The organism is Streptomyces sp. NPDC093546 (genome assembly GCF_044765045.1).
GTDB lineage: Bacteria > Actinomycetota > Actinomycetes > Streptomycetales > Streptomycetaceae > Streptomyces.
The window spans coordinates 273,942-292,895 of record NZ_JBIWJG010000006.1 but is presented as its reverse complement, the minus strand read 5'-3'; the positions used below and the strand labels follow the sequence as shown (position 1 = coordinate 292,895).

The following is an 18,954-nucleotide window of genomic DNA, read 5'->3' as shown; positions in this document are numbered from 1 at the left end:
CCCGCGCTGGACCGGCACTGGGCCGGCACCGGGGCGACCGGCCGGTGGACCCGGACGGCCGCCCCGACGACCGGGGCTCAGTCGCCGAACGTCTCGCCCCGCTCCGCCTTCTCCACCAGCAGCGCCGGCGGCTGGAACCGCTCCCCGTACCGCTCGGCGAGCTCCCGCGCCCGCGCGACGAAACCGGGCAGGCCGCCCTCGTAGCCGTTGATGTACTGGAGCACGCCGCCGGTCCAGGCCGGGAAGCCGATGCCCATGATGGAGCCGATGTTGGCGTCGGCGACCGACGTCAGCACGCCTTCCTCCAGGCAGCGGACGCTGTCCAGCGCCTCGGAGAAGAGCATCCGCTCCTTCATGTCCTCGAAGGGGACGGAGGCCCCGGCCCCGGATCCGCCGAAGTGCTCGCGCAGGCCCGGCCACAGGCCCTGCCGCTTGCCCTCCTCGTCGTACTCGTAGAAGCCCGCGCCGCCGCTGCGGCCGGTGCGGCCGAAGTCGTCGACCATCCGGTCGATCACCGCGTCCGCGGGGTGCTCCGGCCAGGTGCCGCCCGCCTCCTCGACGGCCCGCCGCGTCTCGTTGCGGATCTTGCGCGGGAGGGTGAGCGTCAGCTCGTCCATCAGGGAGAGCACCTTCGCCGGGTAGCCGGCCTGCGCCGCCGCCTGCTCGACGGAGGCGGGCTCGACGCCCTCGCCGACCATCGCCACGCCCTCGTTGATGAACTGGCCGATGACGCGCGAGGTGAAGAAGCCGCGCGAGTCGTTCACGACGATCGGCGTCTTCTTGATCTGGCGTACGAGGTCGAAGGCGCGCGCCAGGGCCTCGTCACCCGTCCGCTCGCCCTTGATGATCTCGACGAGCGGCATCTTGTCGACCGGCGAGAAGAAGTGCAGGCCGATGAAGTCGGCCGGGCGCTCGACGCCCTCCGCCAGGAGGGTGATCGGCAGGGTGGAGGTGTTGGAGCACAGCAGCGCGTCGGGCTCGACGACGTCCTGGATCTCCTGGAACACCTTGTGCTTGAGCGCCGTGTCCTCGAAGACCGCCTCGATGACGGCGTCGCAGCCGGCCAGGTCGGCCGGGTCGGCGGCCGGGGTGATCCGTGCCAGCAGCTCGTCGCGCTGGGCCTCGGTCGTCCGGCCCCGCGCGAGCGCCTTGTCGAGCAGCTTGACCGAATACCCCTTGCCCTTCTCGGCCGCTTCGAGCGACACGTCCTTGAGGACGACGTCGATGCCGGCCTTGGCGCAGGCGTACGCGATGCCTGCGCCCATCATCCCGGCGCCCAGGACGGCGACCTTGCGGACGGTGCGCGGCTCGACGCCCTGGGGGCGGCTCCTGCCGGCGTTGACGGCCTGGAGGTCGAAGAAGAACGCCTGGATCATGTTCTTGGCGGTCTGTCCGGTGACCAGCTCGGTGAAGTACCGCGCCTCGATGGTCAGGGCGGTCTCGAAGTCGACCTGGGCGCCTTCGACGGCGGCGGCGAGGATGCTGCGCGGCGCCGGGTAGGGGGCGCCGTTGAGCTGCTTCCTCAGGTTGGCCGGGAAGGCCGGGAGGTTGGCGGCGAACTTCGGGTGCGACGGCGTACCGCCGGGGATCCTGTAGCCGGGGACGTCCCAGGGCTGCCGGGACTCGGGGTGCGCGTCGATGAACGCCCGCGCCTTGGCGAGCATCTCGTCCTCGGTGGCGGCCACCTCGTGGACCAGGCCGTTCTCCAGGGCCCGCTTGGGCGGGTACTGGGTGCCCTGGAGGAGCACCTTCAGCAGCGCGTCGGCGATGCCCATGAGCCGTACGGTGCGGGTGACGCCGCCCCCGCCCGGCAGGAGGCCCAGGGTGACCTCGGGCAGGCCGATCTTGGAGCCGGGCGCGTCGAGGGCGATGCGGTGGTGCGAGGCGAGGGCGATCTCGTAACCGCCGCCCAGCGCGGCACCGTTGATGGCGGCGACGACGGGCTTGCCGAGGGTCTCGATGCGGCGCAGCGCGCTCTTGATCTCGGTGGAGGTGTCGAAGACCCGCTGGGCGTCCTCGGGCCCGGCCTTCATCATGTCCTTGAGGTCGCCGCCCGCGAAGAAAGTCTTCTTGGCGGAGGTCCAGATGATGCCGCGGATCGCGTCCTTCTCGGACTCCGCGCGCTCGGCGATCGCCGCGATGGAGGCGCGGAAGGCCTGGTTCATGGTGTTGGCGGACTGGTCGGGATCGTCCAGGACGAGGGTGACGACGCCGGTCTCGTCCTGTTCCCAGCGGATGGTGGTGCTCTCGGTCATGTGCTGCTCTCCGTAAGGGGTGCGGACGGGACGGTCAGACGCGCTCGACGACGGTGGCGATGCCCATGCCGCCGCCGACGCAGAGCGTGGCGAGGCCGTAGCGCTTGTCCTGGCGCTCCAGTTCGTCGACGAGGGTGCCCAGGATCATGGCTCCGGTGGCGCCAAGGGGGTGGCCCAGGGCGATGGCACCGCCGTTGACGTTGACCTTGTCCAGCGACAGGCCCATGTCCTTGACGAAGCGCAGCACGACCGCGGCGAACGCCTCGTTGATCTCGACCAGGTCGATGTCGTCGATGGTGAGCCCCGCCTTGGCGAGGGCCTTGCGGCTGGCCGGGGCGGGACCGGTGAGCATGATGGTCGGCTCGGACCCGGAGACCGCCACGGAGACGATCCGCGCGCGGGGCGTCAGCCCGTACCGCTCGCCGACCTCCTTGTTGCCGATGGCGACGAGCGCGGCGCCGTCGACGATGCCGGAGGAGTTGCCGGCGTGGTGGACGTGGTCGATCTTCTCGATCCAGTGGTACTTCTGCAGCGCCACGGCGTCGAAGCCGCCCATGTCGCCGATGGCCGCGAAGGACGGCTTGAGGGAGGCGAGGGAGTCGGCGGTGGTGCCGGGCCGCATGTGCTCGTCGTGGTCGAGGACGACGAGGCCGCTGCGGCGGTCCCTGACCGGGACGACGGACCGCTCGAAGCGGCCTTCCTTCCAGGCGGTGGCGGCCCGCTCCTGCGACAGCGCGGCGTACTCGTCGACGTCGCGCCGCGAGTAGCCCTCGATCGTGGCGATGAGGTCGGCGCCGATGCCCTGCGGGACGAAGTTGGTCTCCAGGTTGGTCATCGGGTCGTTGAACCAGGCGCCGCCGTCCGAGGCCATCGGCACGCGCGACATCGACTCGACGCCGCCCGCCAGGACGAGGTCCTCCCAGCCCGAGCGGACCTTCATCGCCGCCATGTTGACGGCTTCGAGTCCGGAGGCACAGAAGCGGTTCTCCTGTACGCCGGCGACCGTGTCGGGCAGCCCGGCGGCGATGGCGGCGATCCGGGCGATGTCCGAGCCCTGGTCGCCGACCGGGCCGACGACGCCGAGCACGATGTCGTCGACGGCGGCCGGGTCGAGGCCCGGGAAGCGGTCGCGGAGCTCGTGGATGAGTCCGACCACCAGGTCGATGGGCTTGGTGCCGTGCAGGGCGCCATTGGCCTTGCCGCGCCCGCGCGGGGTGCGGATCGCGTCGTAGACGTACGCTTCGGTGCTCACTGGTCAGGCCTTTCGGGAGGGGTGGTCGAGCAGGGAACGGCCGATGATCTCCTTCATGATCTCGGTCGTGCCGCCGTAGATCGTCTGGATGCGGCCGTCCGTGAAGGCTCTGGCCACCGGGTACTCGGCCATGTAGCCGTAGCCGCCGTGCAGCTGGAGGCAGCGGTCGGCGACCCGCTTCTGCAGCTCGGTGGCCCACCATTTGGCCATCGAGGCGTGGACGGCGTCCAGCTCCCCGTCGGCGTGGTCGACGATGCAGCGGTCCAGGAAGGTGCGGGTGACGGCGCACTCGGTGGCCATCTCCGCGATCTCGAAGCGGATGTGCTGGAGCTTGGCGAGCGGCCGCCCGAACGCCTCGCGCTCCCTGACGTACCGCGTGGTGATCTCCAGCAGGTGCTCGGCGGCGGCGATGCCGGCGACCGCTATCGCCATCCGCTCCTGCGCGAGGTTGGTCATCAGGTGGACGAAGGCGCCGTTGAACTCGCCGAGCAGGTTCTCCTTGGGGACGCGTACGTCGTGGAAGAACAGCTCGGCGGTGTCCTGGGACTTCTGGCCGATCTTGTCGAGGTTGCGGCCGCGCTCGAAGCCCTCCGTGCCGCGCTCGACGACCAGCAGGGACAGCCCGTGCGCGCCGCCCTCGGGGGTGGTCCTGGCGACGACGATGACGAGGTCGGCGAGGATGCCGTTGGAGATGAAGGTCTTGGAGCCGTTGAGCAGCCAGTGGTCGCCCTTGTCCTCGGCGGTGGTGCGGATGGCCTGGAGGTCGGATCCGGCGCCGGGCTCGGTCATGGCGATGGCGGTGATGGTCTCGCCGGTGCAGAAGCCGGGCAGCCAGCGCCGCTTCTGCTCCTCGGTGGCCAGCCCGGTGAGGTAGGGGCCGATGATGTCGTTGTGCAGGCCGATCGCGAAGCCGGGCGTGCCGGCCCGGGTGAACTCCTCGGCGAGGACGGCGCTGTAGCGGAAGTCGGTGGTCCCGCCGCCTCCGTACTCCTCGGGCACGGCGAGGCCCAGCAGGCCCTGCCGGCCGGCCGCGCGCCAGGCGTCGCGCGCGACGATGCCGTCCTTCTCCCACTGCTCGTAGTGCGGGAGGACCTCCTTGGCGAGGAAGGTGCGGACGGTCTCGCGGAAGGCGTCGTGCTCGGCACTGAAGATCCGGCGTTTCACCCGGTCCCCCTGTTGTCGTCGTCGGAGCCGTCGGAGTCGGTGGCCTGGTCGGATTCGGTGGCCTGGTGTGGGTCGGCGGCCTGGTCCGATCCGGTGGTACGGATGCTCGGTACGCCCCAGTCGCGGGCGATCTCGTCCGTGTCGGCGCCCGGCTGGGCGGGCGGGCGGCGCACGGCCCCGGGCGTGGCGGAGAAGCGGGGCGCGGGTGCGGGCTGGGTGATGCCGCCGTGGACGGTGAAGGTGGACCGGGCGGCGAGGTGCGGGTGCGCGGGCGCCTCGCGCAGCGAGAGGACGGGGGCGACGCAGGCGTCGGAACCTTCGAAGACGGCGGTCCACTCGGCGCGGGACTTCTCCTTGAAGCGCCGGGCCACGGCGGCGCGCAGCTCGTCCCAGCGGGCGAAGTCCTTGCGGGCGGGTGCGGTGTCCTCGATGCCGAGGAGCGCGGTGAACTCGTCGTAGAACCGCTGCTCCAGCGCGCCGACCGCCATGTACCGGCCGTCGGCGGTCTCGTAGGTGCCGTAGAAGGGGCAGCCGCCGTCGAGCAGGTTGGCGCCGCGCCGGTCCTGCCAGCCGCCGGCCGCCATCATGCCGTGGATCATCGTGGCGAGGTGGGCGGTCCCGTCGGTGATCGCCGCGTCGACGACCTGCCCGCCGCCGCCCTCCCCGCGCGCGTGGTGGAGCGCGGCGAGCACGCCCACGACCAGGTAGAGGGCGCCGCCCGCGTAGTCCCCGAGGAGGTTGGCGGGCACGGTCGGCGGCTCGTCGCCCTTGCCGATCATGGAGAGCGCGCCGGTGATGGCGATGTAGGAGATGTCGTGCCCGGCGCGCTGGGCGAGCGGGCCTTCCTGGCCCCAGCCGGTCATCCGCCCGTACACCAGCTTCGGATTGCGGGCCAGGCACGGCTCGGGGCCGATGCCGAGCCGTTCGGCGACGCCGGGGCGGTAGCCCTCGATGAGGACGTCGGCGCGCTCGACGAGGTCGAGCACCCGCTCCGGCGCGCCGTCGGCCTTGAGGTCGATGAGGACCGAACGCTTGTTGCGGTTGGTGAGGTCGTACGCCGGGTCGATGGCGAGCCCCGCGCCGCCGGGCCGGTCGACGCGTACGACGTCGGCGCCGAGGTCGGCCAGGAGCATGGCGGCGAACGGGCCGGGGCCGATGCCCGCCAGCTCGACCACGCGCACCCCGGCGAGCGGGCCGGTGCCTGTCGCTGCCATTCGAACCCCCAGCATGGTGTGACACAACTGCTGTAACAGCACTGATGCTAAGAACACGTTTCACTGCGCACAAGACCTGTGGACAACTCCGCCTCCGGGAGCGGAGCGACCGCGCCCGAATCCGGCCGAACTTGCTTGCTAGGGTCGCGACATGCGTATATCCGGCCGTCGGCCCCTCGCCCTGCTCGCCGCGCCCATGGCAGCCCTGCTGATCTCCTGCTCCGGCGGCGGCGACGACCCGGCCGGGGCCCGGGCGACGAGCACGGCCACGGCCGCGACGGCACCGACGCACGGTGCGGCGACCCAGGAGGGTGACACCCTGCAGGACGGCACCCAGGAGGCGGACCCCGCGCCGGAGACCTCCGACCCCGGTCCGGAGAAGGTGCGTGACGCCTTCGCCGGGCTCCAGGCCACGCTCGGCGACAGCTGCACCCCGGACAACTGCTCCTACTTCCTCACCCGCGTCCACGAAGAGCTCGACGGCCTGGACCGCGCCATGAAGGCGGACCCCAAGGGCCCCGGCCACTTCCCCGAGCCCATCGCGTGGATCGCCGCGCTGCGCACCTCCCTCAAGGGCGACACCTCGTTCGACAACCTCAAGAAGCACCAGAGCGAGCTGATCGGCACCCGCGACCGCATCAACGTCTGGATGCAGGACCACCCGGACGATTACCGCTGACACCCACGCTAGCCTCTGCCACCGACAACAGCTCCGCACGCACTGCACGCGTGGGGCTCCTGGGATGCGGAGGGCTGGATGGACAGACGGGACAGCACGGAACGGGCGCAGGGGGCTGGCGCGCAGGAGGCTCGCACGCAAGGGGCGCGGGCACAGGAGGCACCGGACCGGGAGGCGCGGCCCTACGACGTCGTGCTCTTCGGGGCCACCGGCTTCGCAGGGGAGCTGACCGCCCGCTACCTGGCCAGGCACGCGCCCGCGCACTGCCGCTGGGCGCTCGCCGGGCGCAGCCGGGACAAGCTGGAGCGGCTGCGCGAGCGGCTCGCCGCCGAGAACCCCGCCTGCGCCGAGCTGCCGCTGCTGCACGCCGACGCCGCCGACCCCGGCTCCCTGCGCGAGCTCGCCGAGTCCGCCCGGGTCGTGGCCACCACCGTCGGACCGTACATCTGGTACGGCGAGCCCCTGGTCGCCGCCTGCGCCGAGGCCGGCACGGACTACGTGGACCTGACCGGGGAGCCGGAGTTCACGGACCTGATGTACGTGCGCCATGACACGCGGGCCCGCGAGACCGGGGCCCGTCTCGTGCACGCGTGCGGCTTCGACTCGGTGCCGTACGACCTCGGCGTCTACTTCACGGTCCGGCAGCTGCCGCGGGACGTGCCGCTGCGCGTCGACGGCTTCGTCCGCACGAACGCCGTGTTCTCCGGCGGAACCTTCGCCTCCGCGCTCACCGCGATGGGCCGCGGGCGCCAGATGCTCAGGGCGGCGCGCGAGCGGCGGATGCACGAGCCGCGGCTGGTGGGGCGGCGGGCCCGGGCTCCGCTGACCGGGCCCCGGTTCAGCCGCGAGACCGGGGCGTGGGCGCTGCCCCTGCCCACCCTGGACCCGCGGATCGTGCAGCGTTCGGCGGCGGCACTCCCCCGGTACGGGCCCGACTTCCGCTACCGCCACTACGCGGCCGTCCGCACCCTCCCCATGGCGCTCGGTGGAGCGGCGGCCGTCGGCGCGGGCGTCGCCCTCGCCCAGGTGCCCGCCGTGCGGCGGTGGCTGATGGAGCGTTACGAACCGGGGAGCGGCCCGGACGCGGAGCGGCGGGCGCGCAGCTGGTTCAGCGTGCGGTTCGTCGGCGAGGGCGGCGGACGGCGGGTCTTCACCGAGGTGGCGGGCGGCGATCCGGGCTACGACGAGACGGCGAAGATGCTCGCCGAGTCGGCACTCTGCCTCGCCTTCGACCCGCTGCCGAAGACCGCCGGCCAGGTCACGACGGCCGTCGCGATGGGCGACGCGCTGCTGGACCGGCTGCGGGCGGCGGGCATCGTCTTCCGGGTGGCCGCTACACGCTGACGCCGCCACGAGCGCGCGCCCGGGGCGGACCGCCCGCCCCGGGCGCGCGTCGGGCCGGCCCACCCAGGCGCTACGACGACTCGCGTACCACCAGTTCCGTGGGGAGGGTGAGGCGCTGCCGGGGCGCGTCCGGGTCGGCGATCTCCCGCAGCAGGATCCGGGCGATCCTCGTGCCGATCTCCTCGACGGGCTGGCGTACCGTCGTCAGCGGCGGGCTGGTGTGCCGGGCGAGGAGCGAGTCGTCGAAACCGACCACGGCCACGTCGTCCGGAACGCGGCGCCCGTGCCGGCGCAGCTCCATCAGGGCGCCCGCCGCCATGACGTCGGAGGCCACGAAGAGGGCGTCCAGCTCCGGGACGCGTTCGAGAAGCGAACGCACCGCCTCGCGCCCACCCTCCTCGGTGAAGTCGGCGACGGCCACCAGCCGTTCGTCGGCCGGCCGGCCGGCCGCGTACAACGCCTCCCACCAGCCCTGCAGCCTGCCGCGGCCGACCTCCATGTCCTGCGGCCCCGCGATCGTGGCGATCGTCGTGCGGCCCCGCTCCAGCAGGTGGCGGACGGCCGCGCCCGCTCCGCCCACGTTGTCGGAGTGCACATGACTGAGCGGCTCCCGGGCCGAGCGGCGTCCGGCGAGCACCGTCGGCAGTCCCATGTCCTCCAGCAGCGCCGGCAGGGGATCGTGCTCGTGCACGGAGACCAGGAGCACGCCGTCCACCCGCCGCTCCGCGACGGAGTCGGTGAGCCGGTCGCGTTCGCCCTTGTCGCGTACGAGGATCAGCTGCAACTGCGTACCGGTGTCGGCGAGCCCGCCGCTGACCCCGCGGATGACGGCCGAGAAGTAAGGCTCCGATCCGAGCCGGGCCTCCGGTTCCGGGATCACCAGCGCGATGGAGTTGGTCCTGCTGGTGACCAGGCCGCGGGCGACGGAGTTCGGCACGTAGTCGAGCTCGGCGATGGCCGCCAGGACGGCCTCCCTGGTCCGGTCGCTGACGAGCTCCGAGCCGTTGATGACCCGTGACACGGTGGTGCGCCCGACACCGGCGCGCGCCGCCACGGTCTTGATGGTCGGTCGCCGTCCGCGCCCCATGGCCTTCCCTCCCCCGCCCCGGCACACGGACCGCGCGCCGTTCATCAGCGCATTGTGCCAGGGCCGTTGACAGGATCCGGCGCGTTCAACTTCTTGACAGGAGCACAGCGGGCGGACAGTCTTCGGACCATCTTCATGGGAACGCTCCCACCGCCGAGTGGGAACGTACCCATCGCCTGCGACAGAGCCGTTGAGTGCACCACCGGGCCCCCAGGTCCCGGCGTGCCGCCCCGCCGGGAGGGTCCAGATGACGAGGGTTTCCAGACCGCTGCGTACAAGGCTGCGTACAAGACTTGTGGCAGTCTCCACCGCTGCCGCGCTCGCCCTGATCGCCGGGTGCGGGGACGGCGGCGGCGGGGGCGGCACCGGCGGGGGCGTCGAGAACGGCAAGGTCACCATCACCATGGGCCTGTTCGGCGTCATGGGCTTCAAGGAGACCGATCTCCTGGAGCGCTACATGAAGGAGAACCCGAACGTCCGCATCAAGGCGGAGGTCGCCGGTGACGAGCAGACCTACTACACCGCCCTGCAGACGCACCTGGCGGCGGGCAGCGGCCTGAAGGACATCCAGGGCATAGAGATCGGACGGGCGAAGGAGCTCGTCGACACGCAGGCCGACAAGTTCGCCGACCTGTCCGGCACCCCGGGCAAGGACCACTTCCTGCCGTGGAAGCTCAACCAGGTCTCCACCAAGGACGGCAAGGTCATCGGGCTCGGCACCGACATCGGCCCCATGGCCGTCTGCTACCGCAAGGACCTCTTCCAGCGGGCCGGACTGCCGACCGACCGCGAGGAGGTGGCCCGCCTCTGGGAGGGCGACTGGTCGAAGTTCGCCGCCGCCGGCGACCGGTTCAAGGCGGGCTTCAAGGGTGACGGCGTCGCCTTCATGGACAGCGCCAGCGGCCTGTTCAACGCGATGATCTACGGCAGCTCCGAGCAGTTCTACGACAAGCAGGGGAACCTGATCCACGAGGACAACCCGGTGGTCAAGGAGGCCTGGACGCTCGCTGCGAAGGCCGCAAGGTCCGGACTGACCGCCAAGCTCCGCCAGTTCCAGCCCGGCTGGGACCCCGGACTGGCCAACAGCACCTTCGCGACCACCGTGTGCCCCGCCTGGATGCTCGCCCACATCAGCGAGAAGGCGGGTCCCGGGAACAAGGGCAAGTGGGACGTGGCCAAGGCTCCCAAGGGCGCGAACTGGGGCGGTTCCTTCCTCGGCGTCGTGGAGCGGAGCCCGGTCAAGGAGGAGGCCAGGAAGCTGGTCGCCTGGCTCACCGCGCCGGAACAGCAGGAGTACCTCTTCCAGAAGCTCGGCAACTTCCCCTCCTCGCAGCAGGCCCTGAAGGCGCCCGGCGTGGCGGACGCCACGTCGGAGTACTTCAGCGGCGCGCCCATCGGCCGGATCTTCGGCGCCGCGGCGCAGGAGATCCCGGACGAGCAGGTCCTCGGCCGCAAGGACGGCACGATCAAGGACCTCTTCTCGCAGGGGCTGACGCTGATCGAGTCGCAGGACAAGAGCCCCGACGAGGCGTGGCGGACCACGGTCGACCGCGTCGAGAAGGCCGCCGGCTGAGACGGTCCGGCACGCGCCCGCCCCGGTGACCGCCGAAGAGGGACGGCCACCGGGGCGGGTCGCCGGCCGGCCTGCAGCCCGCGGCAGCCCGCGACAGTCCGCCCGACAGCCCGCCTCGCACACGTCTCACAAAGGATCTCTCCCGGTGGCCGCTTCCCCTCCGACACCCCGTACGGGCGCGCCCGCGGACGGCGCGTCCGGCCCTGCCCCTGCGCGGCACCACAAGCACCACAGGCGCGGTCAGGCGGCGCGCCCCCGGCGCCGTACGCTGCTGCACCGGCTGGACGTCAGGGGCGCGCCGTACGCCTTCGTCGCCCCGTTCTTCGTCGTCTTCGCCGCCTTCGGCTTCTACCCGCTCGTCCACACCGCCTGGATATCGCTGCACCGCGTGGAGCTGGCGACCATGGACCTGAGGGAGTGGGTGGCGTTCGACAACTACACGGCGCTCTGGAGCGACGCGCACTTCTGGAACGCGCTGGCCAACACCTTCACCATCGGGGTCCTCTCGACGGTCCCCCAGCTGCTGATGGCCCTGGGCCTCGCCCACCTGCTGAACTACCGCCTGCGCGGCTCGGCCTTCTTCCGGGTGGCCGCCCTCACGCCGTACGCGACGTCCGTGGGCGCCGCGGCCCTGGTCTTCACGATGCTGTTCGAGCGGGACTTCGGCGTGATCAACTGGGCACTGGGTCTGGTCGGCTTCGACGCCCTCGACTGGGAGAACGACAAGTGGGCCGCCCAGATCGCCATCTCGACGATCGTCATCTGGCGCTGGACCGGCTACAACGCCCTGCTCTACCTGGCGGCGATGCAGGCCATCCCGCGCGACCGGTACGAGGCCGCCGCCATCGACGGCGCCTCGCGCTGGCAGCAGTTCCGTACGGTCACCGTCCCCGGCATCCGCCCCACCGTCGTCTTCACGATCGTGCTCTCCACGATCGGCGCCACCCAGCTCTTCGGTGAACCGCTGATCTTCGGCCAGGGCCCCAACGGTGTCACCGGAGGAGCCGACAACCAGTACCAGACCCTCGGGCTGCTGCTGTACGAGGAGGGCTGGAAGAACTACCAGATGGGGCGAGCGGCCACCGTCGCCTGGGCGATGTTCCTGCTGCTGATCCTCGTCTTCGTCCTGCAGCGCGTCGCCACGCGCCTCACCTCACGCACGCACCTGATCAGGAGCCGCCGGCCATGACCACCATCGACAGCCTCCCGCCCCCTGCCGGGCGTCGCGGAGCGCCACAAGCGCGTCGGCTCTCGCTGCGCCCCGCGGCCGGGCGCCAGCACCACGCGGGCCCGGTCACCTACCTGCTGCTCACCGTCGCCGCGGTCGCGTCGCTCTTCCCCCTGTACTGGACGATGGTGGCGGCTTCCAGCGACAACACCCGGGTGACGCAGACTCCGCCACCCTTCCTGCCGGGCCCGCACCTCCTCGACAACCTCGCCAAGGCGTGGACCGAAGCGGCCCTGGGGAGGGCCATGGCCAACAGCCTCATCGTGGCCGGTGTGATCGCCCTGTCGACCGTGCTGTTCGCCACCCTGGCGGGCTTCGCCTTCGCCAAGCTGCGCTTCTCGGGGCGCAACGCGCTGCTCACGCTCGTCATCGGGACGATGCTGGTTCCGCCGCAGCTCGGCGTCGTACCGCTGTTCATGATGATGAGCGAGCTGGGCTGGGGGCAGAAGCTGCCCGCCGTCATCTTCCCCACCCTGGTGAGCGCCGTCGGCGTCTTCTTCATGCGGCAGTACCTGGCGGAGGCGCTGCCCGACGAGCTGGTGGAGGCGGGGCGGATCGACGGTGCCCACTCGCTGCGGATCTTCTGGAGCATCGTCCTTCCGGTGGCCCGGCCGGCGATGGCGGTGCTGTTCATGATCACCTTCGTGCACGCGTGGAACGACTTCTTCTGGCCGTTCATCGCGCTGGACATGACCAATCCGACCGTGCCCGTCGCGCTGACGCAGCTCAGCGCCGGGTACGTCCGCGACCAGTCGCTCATCATGGCGGGCGCCCTGCTCGGAACGCTGCCGCTGCTCGCGATGTTCGTCGTCTTCGGCCGCCAGATCGTCGGCGGGATCATGCAGGGGGCGGTCAAGGGATGAGCACGCGCCCTCCTTCCCCCGCCGATCTCACCTTCCCTCCCGGGTTCACGTGGGGTACGGCCACCGCCGCGTACCAGATCGAGGGCGCGGCGGACCTGGACGGGCGGACCCCGTCCATCTGGGACACCTACGCGCGCACGCCGGGCAAGGTGCGCAACGGCGACACCGGGGACATCGCCACCGGCCACTACCACCGCTGGCGCGAGGACGTCGCCCTCATGGCCGACCTCGGTGTGGGCGCCTACCGGTTCTCCCTGTCCTGGCCCCGCGTCCAGCCGACCGGGCGCGGCCCCGCCGCTCAGAAGGGGCTGGACTTCTACCGGCGGCTGACCGACGAGCTGCTGGAGAAGGGCATCCAGCCGGTCGTCACCCTCTACCACTGGGACCTGCCGCAGGAGCTGGAGGACGCGGGCGGCTGGCCCGAGCGGTCCACCGCCGACCGGTTCGCCGCGTACGCGGAGCTCGCCGCCGAGGCGCTCGGCGACCGCGTACGCACCTGGATCACCCTCAACGAGCCCTGGTGCAGCGCCTTCCTCGGTTACGCCTCGGGGGTCCACGCGCCCGGACGCACCGACCCCGTCGCCGCGTTGCGTGCCGCCCACCACCTCAACCTGGGGCACGGCAAGGCGGTTCAGGCACTGCGCGCGGCCCTGCCGGCCGAGGCCGCCGTCTCCCTCACCCTCAACATCCACCATGTGCGCGCCCTCGGCGACGGCCCCGGGGACGCGGACGCCGTACGCCGTGTCGACGCCCTCGCCAACCGGGTGTTCACCGGGCCCGTACTGGAAGGCGCGTACCCCTCGGACCTGCTGGAGGACACCGCCGGGCTGACGGACTGGTCCTTCGTACGGGACGCGGACACCGCCGTGATCCGGCAGCCGATCGACTTCCTCGGCGTCAACTACTACACACCCACCCTGGTGTCGGTCGCCGACGGGACCCCGGCGGACCACTCCTCCGACGGCCACGGCAACAGCCCGCACAGCCCGTGGCCCGGAGCCGACGACGTGGTCTTCCACCGCCCGCCCGGCAGTACGACCGCGATGGGCTGGGCCATCGATCCCAGCGGCATGTACGACCTGCTGCTGCGGCTGAAGCGGGACTTCCCGGACCTGCCGCTCGTGATCACCGAGAACGGCGCGGCGTTCGACGACTACGTCGATCCGAACGGCGAGGTCCGCGACCCGGACCGGATCGCCTACCTCCACGGCCACCTCGCGGCCGTGCACCGCGCGATCGAGGCGGGCGTCGACGTCCGGGGCTACTTCCTGTGGTCCCTGCTCGACAACTTCGAGTGGGGGTACGGCTACAGCAAGCGCTTCGGCGCGGTCTACGTGGACTACCCCACCGGCCGCCGCATCCCCAAGGCGAGCGCGCACTGGTACGCCGACGTGGCCCGCACGGGCACCCTGAGGGGCCGGTGACCGGGGACCGTCGCCGCGCACACCGTGCCGAGGCTCAGGCCGCCGCTTCCTTCAGGGCGCGGCGGCACAGGGCGTCGGCGCGGCGGGTGGTCTCGGGGATGCGGTAGCGGGGCGTCAGGTGCAGGGTGTGCGCGCAGGCGTTGTCCAGGGTGACGCGGTGTCCGGCCGAGACGAAGACCGGCTTGACCGCGTCCTGCGTACGCAGCGCCCGGCCGACCTCCTCGCCGTCCGCGAGCAGCGGGCTGGACGCGCCGCGCTGCGACGCCGGTTGCTCGTACGTGAAGGTGAAGGGGTTCTTGGCGACGCCGATGACCGGCCGGCCGGTGAGGACGCCGAGGTGGCTGGCGAGCCCGAAGCGCCGCGGGTGGGCTTGGCCGTACCCGTCGCAGACCACCGTGCCCGGGTCGGCGGTGAGGGCGTCCAGGGCGGCCAGGACCGCGGGCAGCTCGCGGAAGGCCAGCAGGCCGGGGACGTACGGGAAGGAGACCCTGCCGACCGCTGTGGCCTCCTCGACGACGTCGAGGGTGCGGGCGTCGAGGACGACGGCCGCCGCGGCGACGAGGTCGCGTTCGTCGTCGTAGGCCACGTCGACACCGGTGACGTGGCCGGTGCCCGGGGGCGGACCCGGCTCGTCGAGGACGACGCGGCCGCGCAGTTTGTCCTGGACGGCCAGGGCTTCGGTCTCGTGGGCGGGCCAGTCGGCGGGCACGGGGATGATCATCATGATGACGTCACCTTAGGGCGTCCGCGCGCCGGGGGCGAGGGTGTGGAGGACGACGTGGTGGAGGGCGGTTTCCCGGTCGTGGGCGGGTTGTCCACAGCCTCCGGGGGGTGTCGGCGGGGGCGGGTAGCCTGGCGCGCATGTTCGTACTGGAATTGACCTACACCGCACCGGTCGAGCGCGCCGACGCGCTGCTGGAGCCCCACGTCGCCTGGCTCGACGAGCACTACGCGTCGGGAGTGTTCATCGCCTCCGGTCGCAAGAACCCCCGCGACGGCGGTGTCATCCTCGCCGTCGGGGACGACCGCGCGCGGATCGAGAAGATCACGGCGGCCGACCCCTTCGTCACGGGCGGGGTGTGCGCGTACCGCATCACCGAGTTCATCGCGACCAAGACCGCGCCCGAGCTCGCCGCGTACCGCCAGCAGCTGCCGTCCTGACGCTAGCCCCCTAGGGGTGGGCCATCCGCTCCAGGCGCGCCACCCGGCCCTTCTCGCCTGACGCCCAGCATCCTCCGTCGGCGGCGCAGTCGACGGTGTCGTACGAGCCGGGGTCGACGGTGCGCCAGGTGTGGCCGCCGTCCGTGGTGAGGTCCGTGCCCGTCGGGCCGACGGCGAGCGCGGCGGACCGGCTGTGCGGCAGCCAGGACACGCCGGAGCGGTAGGCGGGCGGCGGGGTGTGCGCCTGCCGCCAGGACCGGCCGCCGTCCCGGCTGATCGCGGCGGCCTGCGGGGACGGCTGCCCGGCCCGGTAGTCGCCGCCCACCGCCAGGCCGTGCGCGCGGTCGCGGAAGGCGAGGGCGAACACGCCGCGCGCCGGGTCACCGGCGGGGAGGGCGGAGTCGGCGACGGTCCAGTTCAGGCCACGGTCCGACGAGTGCAGGACGCGTGCGGTGGCGCCGCCTCCGGTGGCCAGCCAGACGTCTCGGGGGCCCGCGCTCACGAGGCACTGGCCGCTCGCGGCGAAGGCCGCCTCGCCGGGCAGCGCGGCGGGCATCCCCGCGGTCGGCAGGACGCCCCAGGACCGGCCCCCGTCCCGGGTCGCCAGGATGCGGTACCGGCCGTCCACCGGGTCGCTCACGGCGAGCCCGTGCCGGCGGTCGAGGAAGGTGACGCAGTCGTAGAAGGCGCGCGGGTCGGTGTTGCGGAAGGCCTCGGTCCAGGTCGCGCCTCCGTCGTCGGTGCGCAGGATCCGGGACGCCTCGCCCTCGCCGATCGCCAGCACCACCGCGCGGCGCTGGTCGAACGCCTCGATGTCGCGGAACTCCAGCGTCTCCGCGCCGGGCGGCGACACGTTCCGCCAGCTGTGGCCGCCGTCCGCCGTGCGCAGCACCGTGCCCTTGGAGCCGGCCACCCACGCGCCGGTCCGGCTGACGGCTGCGAGGCCCCGGAACCGTACGTCCGTACCGGTCGGGCGCGGGGACCAGACCGGAGCCTCCTGGGCGGCTTCCTGGAGGGCTTCCCGGGCCGGTACGGCTTCGGCTGCCGGGGCGGCTTCGGCCGGGGCGGACTGTGCCCGGGCGGTGGGCGGCGCGGCGGTCAGGGCCGCCGTCAGAGCTGCGGTCAGGGCCACGGCGAGGGCGGCCGCCGATGCCCCTCCGCTCCGTCCCGGCCTCACCGTTCGTCTCGTCTTCCCCATGGACATCATGGCGGGGGACGGTGACACAGGTCACGCAACGCGTCAATGCACGCCTTGGCCGAAAACATCGTCCTCCCCCGTGTAAAGAGACGTACCCCAAGCCACGCGTGAGGGAGCAGGCCTTGTCCACCGTCATCGAGCAGGCCGTGCAGGCCCGCCTGGTCGCGTCCGCGCCCTGTATGGAGACCGTTCCGGCCACGCTCCGCTACGACCGGAAGGACCCGTTCGCCGTACAGATGGCGTTCCCCGCCCCCGCCACCCTGGAGGGCACCGAAGTGGCCTGGGCCTTCTCCCGGGAACTGCTGGCCACGGGCGTCGACCGGCCGGCGGGCGTCGGCGACGTCCGCGTACGCCCCTACGGCTACGACCGTACGGTCGTGGAGTTCCACGCACCGGAGGGCGTCGCGATGGTGCACGTACGCACCTCGGAGGTGCGCCGCTTCCTCGAGCGTGCCCAGCACCTCGTACCCACCGGTTGCGAGCATCACTTCCTGGACCTCGACGAGGACCTGAACGCGCTGCTGCGCGACGCCCGCTGACGGGCACCTGCCCAGGCCCCCGTAAATTCCGTTGCCGCCCGGAGCCGTCCGGGCGTAGCGTCCTTTCCGGCCCTTGTCGTCGTCGATCGGAGTAGGACGTTGCTCGTCTGAGGTCTTGAGACACCGTGTCGCACCCCGCGCTTTTGGCGGTGTGCGCACTGATGTGTGCGACCTCGGCAGAGAGCCGTACGAGCTGCGCAAGCCGTACGAGCCGCACGAGCCGTCCCGCGACAGCGACCGCCACCGCTCGCGGTGTCTCACCCGTTGCCCCAGCCCTTTACCCACGCAACCGGGAGACCCGTATGTCTACCTTTCCCACCTTCATCACCTGCACCGACCTGTCCTTCTCGTGGCCGGACGGCACCGAGGTCCTCGACGGCCTCCAGCTGGCGGTCGGCCCCGGCAGGACCGGCCTGATCGGCGTCAACGGCTCCGGCAAGTCGACCCTGCTCAAGCTGATCGCCGGAGACCTGACCCCGTCCGACGGCACCGTCCGCGTGGCCGGCGAGGTCGGCTACCTGCCACAGAACGCCACCCTCGACACCGCCCTCCGCGTCGACCAGGCCCTCGGCATCGCCGCCACGCGCGCCGCGCTGCACGCCATCGAGGCGGGGGACGCGAGCGAGGAGCACTTCACGGCGGTCGGCGACGACTGGGATGTCGAGGAGCGCGCCCGCGCCCTGCTCGACCAGCTCGGCCTCGGCCACATCGGGCTGGACCGCACCATCGGCGAGGTCTCGGGCGGCGAGTGCGTCCTGCTGCGGCTGGCGGCCCTGCTGCTGGCCAGGCCCGACGTACTGCTGCTGGACGAGCCGACCAACAACCTCGACCTGTACGCGCGCCGCCGCCTGTACGCCGCGGTCCGGTCCTGGTCGGGCGTCCTGGTCGTGGTCAGCCACGACCGCGAACTGCTGGAGCTGGTCGACCGCATCGCCGACCTGCGCGACGGCGAGGTGGCCTGGTACGGCGGGCCGTACTCCGCGTACGAGGAGGCCGTCGCCGCCGAACAGGAGGCGGCCGAGCGCATGGTGCGGGCCGCCGAGGCCGACGTACAGCGGCAGAAGCGGGAACTGTCGGAGGCGCACATGAAATTGGCGCGTCGCAAGCGGTACGGGCAGAAGATGTTCGACAGCAAGCGCGAGCCGAAGATCGTGATGAACGCGCGCAAGCGGGCCGCCCAGGAATCGGCCGGAAAGCACCGCATCCTGCACACCCAGAAGCTCGCCGAGGCGAAGGAGCGGCTCGACGAGGCGGTGGAGGCGGTGCGGGACGACGACGAGATCCGCGTGGAGCTGCCGTACACCACGGTCCCGCCGGGCCGCAGCGTACTGCTCCTGCGCGACCTGGAACTGCGGTACGGCGCCCGGGTCGGCGGCGAGTGGGAGCTGCGCGGCCCGGAGCGCATCGCGCTGGTCGGGCGCAACGGCGCGGGCAAGACGACGTTGCTGCGCACGATCGCCGGGGAGCTCGAGCCGGTGTCGGGCGAGGCGGTGGCGCATGTTCCGCTGCGCTTCCTGCCCCAGCGGCTCGACGTGCTGGACGACGGGCTCAGCGTGGTGGAGAACGTCGCCCGCTTCGCGCCCGAGGCCACGGCCAACCGGATCCGGGCCCGGCTGGCGCGCTTCCTGTTCCGCGGCGCGCGGGCCGACCAGCCCGCCGGGACGCTGTCGGGCGGGGAGCGCTTCCGGGCCTCGCTCGCCGCGCTGCTGCTGGCGGAGCCGGCGCCGCAGCTGCTGCTCCTGGACGAGCCCACGAACAACCTCGACATGGCGAGCGTACGGAAGCTGACGGCGGCGCTCGACGCGTACGAGGGGGCGCTGATCGTGGCGAGCCACGATCTGCCGTTCCTGGAGTCGATCGGCATCACGCGGTGGCTGGAGATGGACGGCGAGCTGCGTCCGACCACACCGGAATCCGCGGCTCCGTCACTCGATTGACGCACCTGAGCAGGGCTCATAGCGGAATGTGACGAG

Annotated in this window: 16 protein-coding genes; 9 read left to right on the top strand and 7 right to left on the bottom strand. The window is 72.1% G+C overall.

The genetic code is table 11. From position 1 onward, the window contains the following. Positions 1 to 77: 77 nt before the first annotated feature. The 4 genes from ACIRNI_RS16300 to ACIRNI_RS16285 are packed head-to-tail and all read right to left on the bottom strand — an operon-like array spanning position 78 to position 5,885. On the bottom strand, positions 78 to 2,255 hold the full coding sequence (locus tag ACIRNI_RS16300) for a 3-hydroxyacyl-CoA dehydrogenase NAD-binding domain-containing protein (protein ID WP_403552065.1): 2,178 nt from the start codon (positions 2,253 to 2,255) through the stop codon (positions 78 to 80). Positions 2,256 to 2,289: 34 nt separating this feature from the next. Then, positions 2,290 to 3,507, bottom strand: coding sequence for an acetyl-CoA C-acetyltransferase (locus ACIRNI_RS16295; protein ID WP_403552064.1), 1,218 nt, complete (start codon positions 3,505 to 3,507; stop codon positions 2,290 to 2,292). Positions 3,508 to 3,510: 3 nt separating this feature from the next. Beyond that, on the bottom strand, positions 3,511 to 4,671 hold the full coding sequence (locus tag ACIRNI_RS16290; RefSeq protein ID WP_403552063.1) for an acyl-CoA dehydrogenase family protein: 1,161 nt from the start codon (positions 4,669 to 4,671) through the stop codon (positions 3,511 to 3,513). Beyond that, positions 4,668 to 5,885, bottom strand: a complete 1,218-nt coding sequence (locus ACIRNI_RS16285) for a CaiB/BaiF CoA transferase family protein (protein WP_403552062.1) — start codon at positions 5,883 to 5,885, stop codon at positions 4,668 to 4,670. Before ACIRNI_RS16285 ends, ACIRNI_RS16290 begins: the two co-directional genes overlap by 4 nt. Positions 5,886 to 6,036: 151 nt before the next feature. Between ACIRNI_RS16285 and ACIRNI_RS16280 the strand changes: the two genes are divergently transcribed. Both ACIRNI_RS16280 and ACIRNI_RS16275 read left to right on the top strand, forming a co-directional pair. Next, positions 6,037 to 6,564 (top strand): hypothetical protein, encoded by a 528-nt coding sequence (locus tag ACIRNI_RS16280; protein ID WP_403552061.1) that lies wholly within the window; start codon positions 6,037 to 6,039, stop codon positions 6,562 to 6,564. A 78-nt stretch (positions 6,565 to 6,642) separates the two neighbouring features. Continuing rightward, positions 6,643 to 7,908, top strand: a complete 1,266-nt coding sequence (locus ACIRNI_RS16275) for a saccharopine dehydrogenase family protein (protein WP_403552060.1) — start codon at positions 6,643 to 6,645, stop codon at positions 7,906 to 7,908. 70 nt (positions 7,909 to 7,978) lie between these two features. On the opposite strand, the gene ACIRNI_RS16270 is transcribed toward ACIRNI_RS16275, so the two are convergent. Next, on the bottom strand, positions 7,979 to 8,995 hold the full coding sequence (locus ACIRNI_RS16270; RefSeq protein ID WP_403552210.1) for a LacI family DNA-binding transcriptional regulator: 1,017 nt from the start codon (positions 8,993 to 8,995) through the stop codon (positions 7,979 to 7,981). 247 nt (positions 8,996 to 9,242) lie between these two features. Between ACIRNI_RS16270 and ACIRNI_RS16265 the strand changes: the two genes are divergently transcribed. The 4 genes from ACIRNI_RS16265 to ACIRNI_RS16250 all read left to right on the top strand — a co-directional run bounded on the left by ACIRNI_RS16265 (position 9,243) and on the right by ACIRNI_RS16250 (position 14,083). Next, entirely contained in the window at positions 9,243 to 10,568 is a 1,326-nt protein-coding gene (locus ACIRNI_RS16265; RefSeq protein ID WP_403552059.1) for an ABC transporter substrate-binding protein, read from the top strand. A 145-nt stretch (positions 10,569 to 10,713) separates the two neighbouring features. Next, on the top strand, positions 10,714 to 11,757 hold the full coding sequence (locus ACIRNI_RS16260) for a carbohydrate ABC transporter permease (RefSeq protein ID WP_403552058.1): 1,044 nt from the start codon (positions 10,714 to 10,716) through the stop codon (positions 11,755 to 11,757). After that, the gene (locus ACIRNI_RS16255; protein ID WP_403552057.1) at positions 11,754 to 12,659 is read left to right on the top strand and encodes a carbohydrate ABC transporter permease; all 906 of its coding nucleotides are present in this window, start codon (positions 11,754 to 11,756) and stop codon (positions 12,657 to 12,659) included. Before ACIRNI_RS16260 ends, ACIRNI_RS16255 begins: the two co-directional genes overlap by 4 nt. Continuing rightward, the gene (locus ACIRNI_RS16250) at positions 12,656 to 14,083 is read left to right on the top strand and encodes a GH1 family beta-glucosidase (RefSeq protein ID WP_403552056.1); all 1,428 of its coding nucleotides are present in this window, start codon (positions 12,656 to 12,658) and stop codon (positions 14,081 to 14,083) included. Before ACIRNI_RS16255 ends, ACIRNI_RS16250 begins: the two co-directional genes overlap by 4 nt. Before the next feature lie 34 nt (positions 14,084 to 14,117). Here the strand turns inward: ACIRNI_RS16250 and ACIRNI_RS16245 are convergent, their stop codons facing one another. Beyond that, positions 14,118 to 14,807 (bottom strand): endonuclease V, encoded by a 690-nt coding sequence (locus tag ACIRNI_RS16245; RefSeq protein ID WP_403552055.1) that lies wholly within the window; start codon positions 14,805 to 14,807, stop codon positions 14,118 to 14,120. A gap of 137 nt (positions 14,808 to 14,944) precedes the next feature. On the opposite strand from ACIRNI_RS16245, the gene ACIRNI_RS16240 reads away from it, so the two are divergent. Next, a complete protein-coding gene (locus ACIRNI_RS16240) occupies positions 14,945 to 15,244 on the top strand; it encodes a YciI family protein (RefSeq protein WP_403552054.1) in 300 nt (99 codons plus the stop codon). 10 nt (positions 15,245 to 15,254) lie between these two features. On the opposite strand, the gene ACIRNI_RS16235 is transcribed toward ACIRNI_RS16240, so the two are convergent. Then, the gene (locus tag ACIRNI_RS16235; protein ID WP_403552209.1) at positions 15,255 to 16,442 is read right to left on the bottom strand and encodes a WD40/YVTN/BNR-like repeat-containing protein; all 1,188 of its coding nucleotides are present in this window, start codon (positions 16,440 to 16,442) and stop codon (positions 15,255 to 15,257) included. 122 nt (positions 16,443 to 16,564) lie between these two features. Between ACIRNI_RS16235 and ACIRNI_RS16230 the strand changes: the two genes are divergently transcribed. Further along, on the top strand, positions 16,565 to 16,981 hold the full coding sequence (locus ACIRNI_RS16230; RefSeq protein WP_403552053.1) for an SsgA family sporulation/cell division regulator: 417 nt from the start codon (positions 16,565 to 16,567) through the stop codon (positions 16,979 to 16,981). Between the two features lie 302 nt (positions 16,982 to 17,283). Further along, positions 17,284 to 18,918 (top strand): ABC-F family ATP-binding cassette domain-containing protein, encoded by a 1,635-nt coding sequence (locus tag ACIRNI_RS16225; RefSeq protein WP_403552052.1) that lies wholly within the window; start codon positions 17,284 to 17,286, stop codon positions 18,916 to 18,918. The last annotated feature ends 36 nt before the right edge of the window (positions 18,919 to 18,954 follow it).

Bases quoted from the DNA above. Each gene is read 5' to 3' on its own strand.
- ACIRNI_RS16300 (WP_403552065.1), bottom strand. From the start codon at position 2,255: ATGACCGAGAGCACCACCATCCGCTGGGAACAGGACGAGACCGGCGTC.
- ACIRNI_RS16285 (WP_403552062.1), bottom strand. From the start codon at position 5,885: ATGGCAGCGACAGGCACCGGCCCGCTCGCCGGGGTGCGCGTGGTCGAG.
- ACIRNI_RS16280 (WP_403552061.1), top strand. From the start codon at position 6,037: ATGCGTATATCCGGCCGTCGGCCCCTCGCCCTGCTCGCCGCGCCCATG.
- ACIRNI_RS16275 (WP_403552060.1), top strand. From the start codon at position 6,643: ATGGACAGACGGGACAGCACGGAACGGGCGCAGGGGGCTGGCGCGCAG.
- ACIRNI_RS16270 (WP_403552210.1), bottom strand. From the start codon at position 8,995: ATGGGGCGCGGACGGCGACCGACCATCAAGACCGTGGCGGCGCGCGCC.
- ACIRNI_RS16265 (WP_403552059.1), top strand. From the start codon at position 9,243: ATGACGAGGGTTTCCAGACCGCTGCGTACAAGGCTGCGTACAAGACTT.
- ACIRNI_RS16255 (WP_403552057.1), top strand. From the start codon at position 11,754: ATGACCACCATCGACAGCCTCCCGCCCCCTGCCGGGCGTCGCGGAGCG.
- ACIRNI_RS16250 (WP_403552056.1), top strand. From the start codon at position 12,656: ATGAGCACGCGCCCTCCTTCCCCCGCCGATCTCACCTTCCCTCCCGGG.
- ACIRNI_RS16245 (WP_403552055.1), bottom strand. From the start codon at position 14,807: ATGATGATCATCCCCGTGCCCGCCGACTGGCCCGCCCACGAGACCGAA.
- ACIRNI_RS16240 (WP_403552054.1), top strand. From the start codon at position 14,945: ATGTTCGTACTGGAATTGACCTACACCGCACCGGTCGAGCGCGCCGAC.
- ACIRNI_RS16235 (WP_403552209.1), bottom strand. From the start codon at position 16,442: ATGGGGAAGACGAGACGAACGGTGAGGCCGGGACGGAGCGGAGGGGCA.
- ACIRNI_RS16225 (WP_403552052.1), top strand. From the start codon at position 17,284: ATGTCTACCTTTCCCACCTTCATCACCTGCACCGACCTGTCCTTCTCG.